Source organism: Flavobacterium calami (genome assembly GCF_038290035.1).
Taxonomy (GTDB): domain Bacteria; phylum Bacteroidota; class Bacteroidia; order Flavobacteriales; family Flavobacteriaceae; genus Flavobacterium; species Flavobacterium calami.
The window spans coordinates 93,941-106,732 of sequence record NZ_JBBYHS010000013.1; the positions used below are offsets into that span (position 1 = coordinate 93,941).

Here is a 12,792-nt window from a genome sequence, read left to right on the forward strand (position 1 = left end):
GTTTGTGTTAATATATATATTAGAAAACAAATTATGTGATATTGTCTATTATCCTTTATAGAAAAGTGGTATTAATAAGGTATATAGAATCAATATCACGGAAGTAATTAATTGAAAAGAAAAACCAAGTATCTCTTTTGTATACGGTGAAGCTGTCGCAAAAGCCCAAACTAAAAAACCAATTGTAGAAAAAAGGATCTGTCCTTTTTTCGAAACCCCTGAGACTTTCACTAAATAAACAGGAGTAAAAATCATTAAAACAAGGATAATAATCCATAATAAATTAGACTTGTCCGCATTTGGATCACCCTCTGAAAAACCTATTATTAAACCTGATATGGTGATGTAAGCAGCTATAATTTCTGCGGGAATCAGTTTTATTAACCGGTCTTTAAAATCATTTGGGGCAGCATCCTGCATTTGCAATTGCTGATTTACTGATTTAATTTCTCTGGCCATAATTTTTAATATTTAATTCTGCCTACTCTATAATACCCTTTTTGGCTGCCTGGTAAACATTCTTCTAATATGCATTCCAAAACTACTTCAGCCTGTAATTTCGCTGCTTAGGTAAACACCTAAAATATACATAGTTTTATGCCTAATAATTTGGATTTTAGCCGGATGTGATTTATTTGGAGGAAAATCGCTATTTTAGCCGATATGTTGATTAATAGGGTTAAAATCTAATAAAATAGGGTTTTACCCAAGTAGATGAAATTGGGTAATTGTAAAATTTGAAGTATAAATTATTAACACCTTAAATAACTTAATCATGAAAAAATGTACCCTAATTTTAATGGCTGTTTTAACCATTGCAGCATGTAAAAAAGAAAAAGAAGAAAGCCAAGAGGCAAATAGTAGTGTGGAACAGAAAACAACGCTAAATCCTGAATGTATAACTTTAGCGGATTATTATACCAAAACTACTTTAGATGAGCAAATAGCATGGCTGAAAGAGAAAGGTGACAGTGTCTGTAAAGAAAAACTAGAAGAAGCTGTTTTAGAAATTCATCAAGTAAAAGGTAAAGTTACTAATCAGAAAGGAAATTATTCTATAAGCTGGGTACATCTAAAAGATACCATTAAAGATTACGGATACAATAAGTATCTCAGATTGATTGTTGATACTAAAAAAGAACAAGTCTTGGGACTGAGCATGGTAACAGACTATAGAAAGGGGGCTTATTGTTTTTCTACAGCGTTAATAAGAAGTCTGGCTAAAAACTATGTTAAGGATGATAATAATGTCGAATTTCATTTCAGTTTTGCCATAATTGATAAATCTGAAGACCCTGTTATTGTCATTCAGGTTATTGACCCTAATAATATACAATCGGCCAATGCATCATATTTTGACTATTCAACAGATCCATTAAAAAAGGATCTCATAAATAGTATTAATATACCATTATAAACGACACCCAATTTGAATATATTAGACATTATAAATCCGATAAAAGCATGCGTTTTAATAACGCTGCTTTTTGCTTTATGGAATTTACGAAGGAAAATTAAAATGCACCGCTATCTGCTGTATATTCTTTTTGTCGTTTTTTTTACGGAATTAATAAATTCTATTTTAGTATATAATAACAGACCCATTCGAATACCATTTAATATCAGTATTATTTTTCATGATATTTGTTGGATGCTGGCTTTTAAAGAAACCTTAAACAGAAAAAAAATATCAAATATTATGCTGTCCATTTTTATTCTTTTTTCTGTTATCAATTTTATGGTTATAGAAATAACAGACGAATATAATTATTACACCTTTGTTTTTGGCGCTCTGTTATATGTCTCACTTTTTATTTATGAAAGTTATAAGCAGTTAAAAGAAGAGAATTTAATGTATTTTTTATCTAATAATTATCTGCTTTTGTTTGCACCGGTGTATTTCTTTTTTGGTATGGGATTATTACTGGGATTCAAACCCTTGGGGGTTACAAAAATAATTTTATTTGGTCAGGTTACATTATATGTCTTCATTGTTAATATAGTGTGTATCGCCTATTATACCTTAATTAATATTTACATCTACAGAGAAAAAAATAATTACAAATGAATCAAGTCGTAATAGGAATAATAATAGCCTTTATCTTTATTGGTTTAATACTGTTTTTTTGTGTTATCCTGATTCGTCTTTATTTTAATAAGATAAAAAAATACACAGAACTTCTGCATCAGAAAGACCTCGATTTTCAAAAAGGAATTACTCAAACAGTAATTGAAACACAGGAGCAGGTACTCAATAATATTTCTCAGGATCTTCATGATGATGCCGGACAGCAATTGACCTACATTAATTTTCAGATAGAAAACATTAAACTGGATTCTCCTGAGCTGCAAAAAACATTAGAACCATTGTCACAATCCGTTACTAATCTATCACAATCAATAAGAAGTATCAGTCATGCCTTAAATGGCCAATTGCTATTGCAGCAAGATGTGATAAAAGCTATAGCTGCAGAAATAAAGCGATTGCAAAAAAATACCAAAATTGACATTATATACTCCTTTGAAGAAATCGAGGTTAAGAAATTTGACAATAATGAAAAGATAATCATTTACCGCATTTTTCAGGAATGTATCAATAATGTTTTTAAACATGCCAAAGCTTCTAAAATGAGTATTTTGATAACAACCAGCCCTGATTTTAAAATGATAATTGGAGATAATGGTAAAGGATTTGATTTTGCAGATAAAAAAAGCAAATTGTCTTTAGGACTGCTAAACATGATTAACAGAGCCAGCAGCATAGACTATATTTTAGCTGTAGAAAGCCAAATAGGGTCCGGAACTGAAATTACCCTTTCTGAAAATAAAAAAATCTAAAGTATGGAACAGACTACTATTTGCATAATCGATGATCACTCTATTGTAAGACAAGGTTTAAAAGAATTGCTGTATAAAATGGGGAATTACAAAGTAATACAGGAGTTTGATAATGGTGATGATTTCCTGCAGGCATTACCCCTAAACCAGTCTCCGGACATCTACATTCTGGATTACTCTATGCCGCACATGAACGGCATTGAAGTATTGCAGGCACTTGAAGAAAAGGAGGAAGAGTTTAAAGTATTATTGTTGACACAGCATCTTGACGAGCAAATAATTGATGCTGCTTATCATCATGGTGCCAGAGGTTTTCTACACAAAAATTGTACAGCCCACGATTTGAAATTTGCTATTGATAACATTATTAAAATAGGATATAACAACGTTTCTGAAATTCTTAAACGTGTACGCAATTATGATAGTAATAACGAAAAAAAGGAAGATATTGTTTTAACGCAGCGTGAATTCGATTTTTTGAGATTGGTTTGTGATGAAAGAGAATTGACCTATGAACAGATGGCTGAAATTATGAATCTTTCAATTAAATCCATTGAAGTTTACAGGGCTGCTTTATTTGAAAAATTCAATATCAAATCAAAAGTAGGACTTGTGTTGTTTTCTTTTAAACACAGGCTAACAGAGCCTTTTTTGTAATACAGACAGATTTTTCACGGCAACTCATCTTAAATATTAAGATTTTCTGTGCCAGGGATGTTTTATAATTCATACTATGGCATCTTTATGGACTTAAGAATTAGAAAGTCTATACATCATCTCCCTTCTGAATAATATTCAGTTCCTTATTAAACGAACTTCTGTATTTTTTGATGTACTCAGAAGGCTTCATTCCGAACAATTTTACAAACTGCTGGCGGAAATAGCGCTGGTCTTCTATGCCCACCTGAGGGCCCACCTGAGCGATATTGATGTTTTCGGTAAGCATAATGACGGCAGCCCTCCGGATTCTGATAGACCGGATAAAACCATTTACGGTTTGTCCTGAAATTGCTTTGATCTTTTTGTAAAGACTCGAATGGCTCATGCCCATTGCAGCAGAGAAACTCTTTAGGTTAAATTCGCTGTTCTCGAGATTGGCTTCGACTATTTCGATGCATTTGTCCAGAAATTCTTTGTATTCCAGGGGAACCTTATTTGCATTTTCACGAAGTGTTATGCTGTCCAGGAAATACTTGCGTAATTGTCCTCTGTTTCTAAGAACAGCATCTACACGTGCCAAAAGTATATTATTGTCAAAAGGTTTGGTTACATAATCGTCTGCCCCTTCGGTAATGCTCTGCAGATGTATGTCATTGCTGGTGGTAGCCGTGAGAAGTATCACCGGAATATGGCTTGAATCATCATTTTGTTTGATTTCTTTGCATAAATCCAAACCGTTCATGCCCTCCATAGCAATATCACTCAGTACAATATCAGGCATGTGTTTTTGAACCAGTTTCAGTCCTTCGAGTCCATTGACTGCAGAATACACAATATAGTTTTTGGAGAAAAGCTTTACCAGATAATGATTCATTTCGGGGTTGTCTTCCACAATCAGCAATACTTTTTTTGTACTGATTAATTCCTCCTGTATGCTTTCAGGATTTGATGGCTGATGGTTGCTTTTGGGTGTCTGTTGTTTATCTGCCGGCATTCCTTCTAAAAGTTCCCCTACAATAGGCGACATCTGAGGCTGAGACTCGTTGATGCTCGTTGCTGCAAAATGAGTTTTTCCTTTTGGAAGTACAATTGTGAACGAAGTACCTTTTCCTACTTGACTGGTACATGTTATTTTGCCATGGTGTTTATTGACAAAATATTTGGCAACATACAAGCCTATTCCAAAACCATTGCTGTTTTTAGACTGAATTTGTTTGAATTTTTTAAAAATAGTATCAATATCATTCTCGTGAATTCCGCTGCCGGTATCTGATATAATAATAGAAACATCATCAGTTTTCTCGATGATCTGAATGCTTATAGTGCCTTTATTGGGTGTGAATTTGAAAGCATTTGAAATTAAATTAAACAGTGTAATCTCTATTTTTTGGTAATCGCCATATATTACAGCGGGTGTGTTTTCCTGAATAAACTGATAATCTAAATTTTTAACCGCTGCCATCTGTGTAAAGCTGTCATAGATTTCACGGCACAGGCTGTTTAAGTTAATCTTAGAAATTTTGAGTTCATCAAGATCGGTTTCTGCTTTTCTGAACAACAATAACTGATCGGTGAGACTCAGTAACCTTTTGGCATTTTTGTAGGCGAGGTTCAGATCGAGGTCATCTTCAGGGGCATTTTTTCTGTCAATGGCACTTTTTAGCGGATTGATAATCAAAGACAGGGGAGTGCGCAATTCGTGTGCCATGTATGTAAACATAGAAAACTGTTTTTCGGCATGTTCCTTATCCTTTTTATGCTTCATACGGGTAAGTTTTATTTCGTATCGAAGTCTTTCCTTGTATTTATGATATCCTACATAGGCATAAATTGCACCGGCAGCAGCAATAAGATAAAACATATAAGCCCACCATGATCTGTACCAGGGCGGAAGGATTTTTACCGTTGCGAGCGTAACCTCGTTGGTCCAGTTTCCAAAAACGTCGGTGGTTTTTACTTTAAAAGTATAAGTTCCTTCGGTCAGCCTGGAATAATTTGCCCTGTTGTTTTTTGAGGTATAGTTCCAGTCTTTGTCCCATCCTTCGAGGAAATAAGCGGTATTGATTTTTTCGGAATTGACATAATCCAGATACACAAAATCAAAACTCACAGACGATTTATCATAAGGAAGTTCGGCTTCGCTGATCATTTCGAGTTTTTTTTCTGTGATGTAAGGGCTATCCGGTTTTAAAGACTGATTGTTTACCAATAGCTCATTTAATAAAAATTTGCCTGTATTTTTTTTGTCTTTTATATTGTCAGGATCAAACACATTGAATCCGTTTATACCTCCAAAAACAAATTCTCCGGTGGAAAGTCTGGTGCCTGAATTCCAGCTAAACTGATTGCCCTGAAGTCCGTCTGAGACGCCAAAATTCCTGAAAGTGTGGTTTTTAGGATTGAGTCTTGATATGCCGTGATAGGTGCTCATCCATAAATTTCCCTTCCTGTCTTCTAAAAGGCGAAGTATGGTATTGCTCGAAAGGCCATTTTGCGTGGTGTATTTTTTGAAACTGCCTGTTTTTCGGTTGTATAAAAGCAATCCGCCTTCTACAGTACCAATCCATAGATTTTTATTTTGATCTTCTGTGATGCATCTAATTGTATAATCGGAATGATAGGTTTTTACTTTTTTTGTTTTGGGTTCTATTTCAAAAAAAGAATTGAAGGTTCCGCCCCAGATTTTTCCGTCTGTAGTTTCGTAGAGAGAGGTTACATCACGTAGCGTGTTACTGTAGCAGATAAATTTATTTTGCTTTCTGTCAAATTGATACAGTGCTCCGTTATTGGTAACAGCCAGCCACAATGTTTTTTTGGAGTCTAAAAACAGCAGCCATGATTCCTGTTCTGCTTTTTTAGTAAACTGATTGTAAATGGAGAAATTCTGAATTGCTTTTGATTTGGGATCCATACGACAAACTCCGCCTTTCCACATGGCGACCCAAATGGCATTGTCAGAATCCCTGACGATGCTGGTCACAAAATCGCTCTGTATTTTTCTGCCGGCAGGAGAGGCCGTCGAGTAAACCTGGTAGGTATTTTGTTTTCTGTTCCAATAGCGCATTCCGGCTCCATCTGTACCAATCCAGATGTTTTTATTTTCATCTTCACAGAAAGACTGTATGAAGTTTGCGGCAGGATCTTCGTCTTTTTTATTCGTCAGAGGGTCCTTGCTTTTAAAATGATTAAAATCTAGCGGTTTTTCTCCCATCATGCTTACGCCTCCGCGCAGGGTTCCGAACCACATTTCGCCGTTTTTACTTTGAAATATATCATACAGCGATTTACTGTTTAGTAATGAAACAGGACCGGTGGCACGATATAAAACAGGAGCAGACTGATTTTTTGAAAGGGTGTAAAGACCCGCTCCGTCAGTGGCAATCCAGAGCCGGTTTTCCTGCTGGAAAAAATCGCGTACAACTGTTTTTTTCTCAAAGTAATTTTTGGAATAGGTATTCAGCCTGTCATTATACAGGTAAGCGCCTTCGTCTGATCCGATCCAGAGTCCTGAAGGGGTTAGTTTTATAGAATTTGCGCCTGTAATGGTATTGTTGAGAAGTGTTATTTTTTTTGATTTAATATCGTACTGGCAAAGTCCCTTTCCGGTTATAAAAACATAAAAAATTTGTTTTTTGGCGTTATAAGATATGGATCTTGCGATATAATTTAATTTTCCGTTAAAAGGTATTGCTGTTCCGATTTTCTCACCTTCCTTAAAAAGTACGATTGCCCCTTTTGTAGCTATCAGAATAATATGCAGAGGATGTACAGCAATTATTTCGTAGGCGGTAACGCTTAATGGTCTGACTTTTTTGTTGGTATCATAATATTGCAACGGAGTAAAAGAAGATCGCTCTGCATCGAAAATCACGGGGCCGGCAGTTGTTCCTATCCACAAATTATTTTGATAATCACCTTCGATACAGCTAATGGCATTTCCCTGAATAGAAAAGGGATCCGTGTGAATATGGCGGTAAATCTTAAAATCATTTCCGTCATACCGATTAAGTCCGTCAAACGTTCCAAACCACATATAGCCGTTCTGATCCTGATATATAGTAGCAACAGAGTTGTTGGAAAGTCCCGATGTAATATCAAGATGTCTTATCGGGTAGTTCTGTCCGGATGTATGTAGAGAAAGAAGAATAATAAGAAGAAGAAAAGACTTAAGCTTATTCATAGATTTTTTTAAAAGCTGTTCTTTCATAAACGAAAAATAGAAGAAATGAGGTTTAAAGTGCTGATCATTTTTTTTAAATGATTATGGCGAAATCTGCCTACTGTGCGAAAATAGGGATTTATTACACAATGATAAAAATACGTTATGCATTTTAGATTCTTTACAGCTTGTATTTTATATGTTTTTTTCTTGTAAAAGATTAAAATTTGAGGCTCTTTTAAGTAAATGTTTAAGAATTATCGATTAAAAATAAGAACCATCCTGATTATTAATATATTGTTAAAATGATGGATTGTTTGTTTTGTCAATTTTTTAGGACGAAAAACCAAAGAGTGTTTTTTATATGAAGTGTTGTATTGATGCTTTTACGAAATTGCCCCCCTTTATAAACGAATTTTTCCCTGTCTTAAGAGGGTTTAGTATCCTTAATTTTGCAGCGTGAATTAACAAGCTGTAAATGGCTGCATAATTATATTTTGTTTTTCGTTTAAAGCACACTAATTCACAAAACCCAAATCAAATAACAAATTTTAAAAAAGTATGAAGAAAATTTACAACAAATTTTTACTTTTATTGTTACTGCTTCCTTTTTGTGTTCTCGCACAGATTACGGTAAAAGGGGTTGTTCTGGACAAAAGCACCGGACAGCCTATACCAGGAGTAAATATAAAAGTATCACAAGGTAATTTAAGTATGACTACGGATTTTGATGGTAAATTCGTGTTTAACGGCCTGAAAGAACAAACTCAAATTACTTTTTCATTTACAGGTTTCACAACTCAGGTAATTACTGTTGGAACCCAAAGAAACATGACTGTAACTCTGGAGGAAGATCCTAATTTACTTCAGGAGGTTGTGGTACAGGTTGGATACGGTTCTGTAAAAAAGAAAGACGCAACAGGTTCTGTAGTGGCACTTACAACAAAAGACTTTAATAAAGGGAACAACATTACGCCTGAAAGCCTTCTGAATGGTAGGGTAGCGGGTTTAACAATTAATTCTTCCGGAGCTCCAGGTTCTTTATCCGAAATAAGAATTCGTGGAGGAAGTTCACTTTTTGCCAGTAATGACCCTCTGATAGTTATAGACGGATTACCAGTAGAAAACACAACCAATGTAGGTTCTGCATCCTTTTTAGGATCTTTAAATCCGGCTACTATTGAGTCGATGACTATTTTAAAAGATGCATCTGCTACCGCAATTTACGGTTCACGAGCTTCAAATGGTGTAATTATCATTACAACAAAAAAAGGAAGCAATACATTATCTGTTGATTATAATGCACAATATTCAGCGGGAAAACTTACTAATACTGTAGATGTTTTTAGTGCTGATGAATTCAGAAAACTTATTGCAGACAGAAGACCTCAGGATGTTGGGAAATTAGGTACCGCAAATACAGACTGGCAAAAAGCCATTTACAGAAATACAAACTCTTTTGATCAGAGTTTAGCAGTTAGAGGTAGTTTATTTAATATTATCCCTACCAGCCTTACTTTAGGAAATACTAACCAGGAAGGTTTACGTATAACCAATGAGTTTAAAAGAAACACTGTTGGATTGGTAATGAATCCTTCGTTTCTTGAAAACACTTTAAAAGTAAAATTGTCTGCAAATTATGCTTACGAAAAAAACAGGTTTACTGATGCTGTAGAAGGAACTGCTATTGGGTTTGACCCCACTCAGCCTATAAGAGTGGAAGGCGCACCATACGATGGCTTTTTTGAATATCTTAGTGCAGCTGATTCTAACGGAAACTACCCTTTAAATCCAAATGCAGCCAGAAACCCGGTTTCGCAATTGCTTAATACAAGAGACATTGCAACCAGCAACCGATTTTTTGGAAACTTTGAAGTAGATTATAAACTGTACTTTTTCCCGGATGTAAGAGCAGTGGTAAATGTAGGTTTTGATGAATCGAATGGAGAAAGAACCAGATTAGTTAACCCAAATGCAGGTTCGGGTCCAACACTTGAGAACTTCCCTTATGGTACTAATGAATATACTGATGCAAAAAGACAAAATAAACTATTAGATGCCTATTTAGTTTATAATAAAACTTTTGATTCATTAATTTTTGAATTAACAGGAGGTTATTCTTATCAAAGATTTGAAAGTTCAAGATTCGAGACAGGTAATATTTTAAACCCAAATCTGGCGTCAACATTTCCTGAGACTACTATAGATACTGAAACCGTATTAATTGGTTTTTTTGCCCGAACAAACTTAAACTTCAGAGATAAATATTTATTGACTTTATCCTACAGAAGAGACGGTTCATCCAGATTTGATGAAGAAAATCGTTGGGGTAATTTCCCTTCAGTTGCTTTTGGATGGAAGCTTAAAGAAGATTTCTTTAAAGACAGCAAAACACTATCTGATTTAAAATTAAGACTGAGTTATGGTATTACAGGTCAGCAGGATATTCCTGAAGCTAATGGTTACCTTCAAAAATACGAATCGGGTACAGGAAACTCTCAATATTATATTGGAAATGATCCGGTAACAATCGCACTTCCATATAAACGAACAAGTGGTTTGAAATGGGAAGAAACAACTACTTACAATGCCGGTATAGATTTCGGATTCTTAGAAAACCGTATCTCAGCCAGTTTAGATATGTACTATAAAGATTCTAAAGATTTATTAGCAAATGTTGCGATACCTGACGGAAGTAATTTTTCTAACAGGGTATATCAGAACATAGGTAGATTTAGTACCAAAGGGGTTGAGCTTACAGTGAATGCAAATGCCATTAAAACTGAAAACTACTCCTGGAATGTTAATTTTAACGCCTCTAAATTTGAAAGAAGAATCGATGAATTAGCAAATAATGCAGATATCTTTTTAGGAGACAATATTACCGGAAACGGAAGTACTTCTCAAATTTTCAGAGAAGGGTATAGTCCATATTCTTTCTATGTATACAAACAATTGTATGATACTGCAGGAAAACCAATTGATGGTGCTTTTGCTGATTTGAACGGTGATAATATCAAGAATGATGCTGACAAATACATCTATAATAATCCCGATCCTGATTTTACTTTAGGATTTGCATCGAATATGAATTACAAGAAATTTGATTTTTATTTCAATTTAAGAGCAAGTATTGGTAATAATATATTTAATGGAATGGATGCTTCAAGAGCACAGTACAACTCTTTGTTTAGTGGGGGAGTTTTAAGTAACATTCCTACTCAGGTAAAAGAAACGAACTTTCAAACTACTGAGAATGTTGTGATGTCAGACATTTATGTAGAAAATGCATCTTTCTTAAAAATGGATAATATTTCATTAGGATATACTTTTGATAATGTCATCAATGAAAAAGTGTCTTTAAGACTATCAACCGGAATTCAGAACGTTTTTGTAATTACCAAATACAGTGGTTTAGATCCTGAAATTACAAACAACGGTGTTGATAAAACGATTTATCCAAGACAACGTACCTTCTTGTTTGGTGCCAACCTTAAATTTTAATAAAAATGAAAAAGTATATAATAACTATTATAGCACTAGCTACCGTTTTTTATTCTTGTACGGATGATATGAATGTAGTTTCTGAAGATGATGACGTACTTTCTGCAGATGCTTTATTTTCTACTCCGCAAGGGTATCAAAAAGCATTGGCCGGGGTATACGGGAATCTTTCTCTTACAGGTACTCAAGGACCAATTTATTCTTCACTAGAAGGTTTAGCAGCCGGAACAAGCCAGTATGTAAGATGTTTACTGAACCTACAGGAACTGACAACAGACGAAATGATTTGGAGTTATGAAAATGACGAAGGAACTGCAGAATTACAACGAAATATATGGACAGCTGCAAACCCTGTTATTTTAGGGATGTACAGCCGTACCATGGCTTCTGTTGCCTATGCCAATGATTTTTTGCGTGAAAGTACACCAGAAAAATTAAGAAGAAGAAATATTACTGACGCTGCGACTGTAGCCGAAATTGAACTGTACCGAAAAGAAGTTCGTGTTTTAAGAGCGTATGCTTATTATAACATGATGGACCTATTTGGTAAAGCAGCTATGTATACGGAAAACGATCCGTTAAATTTTGCAGGACCAGAATATAACAGAAAGCAATTATTTGATTTTATCGAATCAGAATTAAAAGCTGTTTTGCCAGACTTAAAACCGGCAAGAACAAATGTATACGGTAGAGTAGATCAGTCTATGGCACGCATGATTCTGGCTAAAATTTATTTGAATGCTCAGGTATATACACAAACTGACCGATATAGTGATTGTATTACCATGTGTAACGAAATCATTGCAGGAGGATATACACTTAAACCAAAATATCTGGAAAACTTTATGGCGGATAACCATACCTCTGAAGAAATGATTTTTACAATTCAGTCGGATGGAGTTCTTACTCAAAACTGGGGAGGTACAACCTTTTTAATTAATGGACAAATTGGTGAGTGGGAAAATAATGCGGCCGATTTTGGTATTACCGGATGGACAGGCGCACTGCGTATCAGAAAACAATTTGTACAAAAATTTGATGGTACAAAATTCAGTCAGGATGACAGAAATACTATTGGAACAGGTGTTGAGGGTAACTCATCAAAACAAAGAACAATAGATATTGCCGATATTAGTGTAAAAACACAAGGGTATATTATATCTAAATTCTCTAATAAAACTTCTGCAGGAGTAAACGGAAAAAACAGAGATTTTGCAGATACTGATTTTCCTTTGTTCAGGCTGGCAGACGTTTACCTAATGTATGCAGAAGCAACCTTAAGAGGAGGAAATGGTACCATTGCCCAATCACTTGTTTATGTAAATAGCCTAAGAGAAAGAGCTAATAATAATGCTACAACAGCAAACATTACAGCAAGCGAATTAAACCTGCAATTTATAATTGATGAAAGAGCACGTGAGTTGCACTGGGAAGGTCACAGAAGACAGGATTTAATACGTTTTGGATTATATACAGGAGGAACTTATAACTGGTCATGGAAAGGAAACGCTGCCAGAGGAATTTCAATTCCTACTTTCAGAAGACTTTTTCCAATTCCACAGGGATCATTGGGAGCTAATAAAAACTTAACTCAAAATACTGGTTACTAAAAACCCTTTTTTAACAATATA

Annotated in this window: 7 protein-coding genes; 5 read left to right on the top strand and 2 right to left on the bottom strand. The window is 34.8% G+C overall.

Translation table 11 applies throughout. The annotated features are described in order from the left end of the window. Positions 1 to 48: 48 nt before the first annotated feature. Positions 49 to 459, bottom strand: coding sequence for a hypothetical protein (locus tag AAEO57_RS13315; RefSeq protein WP_341693402.1), 411 nt, complete (start codon positions 457 to 459; stop codon positions 49 to 51). Between the two features lie 316 nt (positions 460 to 775). On the opposite strand from AAEO57_RS13315, the gene AAEO57_RS13320 reads away from it, so the two are divergent. From AAEO57_RS13320 to AAEO57_RS13330, 3 genes are all read left to right on the top strand, one after another. After that, complete coding sequence (locus tag AAEO57_RS13320; RefSeq protein WP_341693403.1) at positions 776 to 1,417, top strand: hypothetical protein; 642 nt, start codon at positions 776 to 778, stop codon at positions 1,415 to 1,417. A gap of 647 nt (positions 1,418 to 2,064) precedes the next feature. After that, positions 2,065 to 2,838: a sensor histidine kinase gene (locus tag AAEO57_RS13325; protein ID WP_341693405.1), complete on the top strand. Its 774-nt coding sequence runs from the start codon at positions 2,065 to 2,067 to the stop codon at positions 2,836 to 2,838. 3 nt (positions 2,839 to 2,841) lie between these two features. Continuing rightward, positions 2,842 to 3,495, top strand: a complete 654-nt coding sequence (locus AAEO57_RS13330; RefSeq protein WP_341693407.1) for a response regulator transcription factor — start codon at positions 2,842 to 2,844, stop codon at positions 3,493 to 3,495. Between the two features lie 109 nt (positions 3,496 to 3,604). Here AAEO57_RS13330 and AAEO57_RS13335 read toward each other — a convergent pair whose 3' ends face one another. After that, complete coding sequence (locus tag AAEO57_RS13335) at positions 3,605 to 7,678, bottom strand: hybrid sensor histidine kinase/response regulator transcription factor (protein WP_341693409.1); 4,074 nt, start codon at positions 7,676 to 7,678, stop codon at positions 3,605 to 3,607. Between the two features lie 540 nt (positions 7,679 to 8,218). On the opposite strand from AAEO57_RS13335, the gene AAEO57_RS13340 reads away from it, so the two are divergent. After that, a complete protein-coding gene (locus AAEO57_RS13340; protein ID WP_341693411.1) occupies positions 8,219 to 11,161 on the top strand; it encodes a SusC/RagA family TonB-linked outer membrane protein in 2,943 nt (980 codons plus the stop codon). A 5-nt stretch (positions 11,162 to 11,166) separates the two neighbouring features. Then, entirely contained in the window at positions 11,167 to 12,771 is a 1,605-nt protein-coding gene (locus tag AAEO57_RS13345; RefSeq protein ID WP_341693413.1) for a RagB/SusD family nutrient uptake outer membrane protein, read from the top strand. The last annotated feature ends 21 nt before the right edge of the window (positions 12,772 to 12,792 follow it).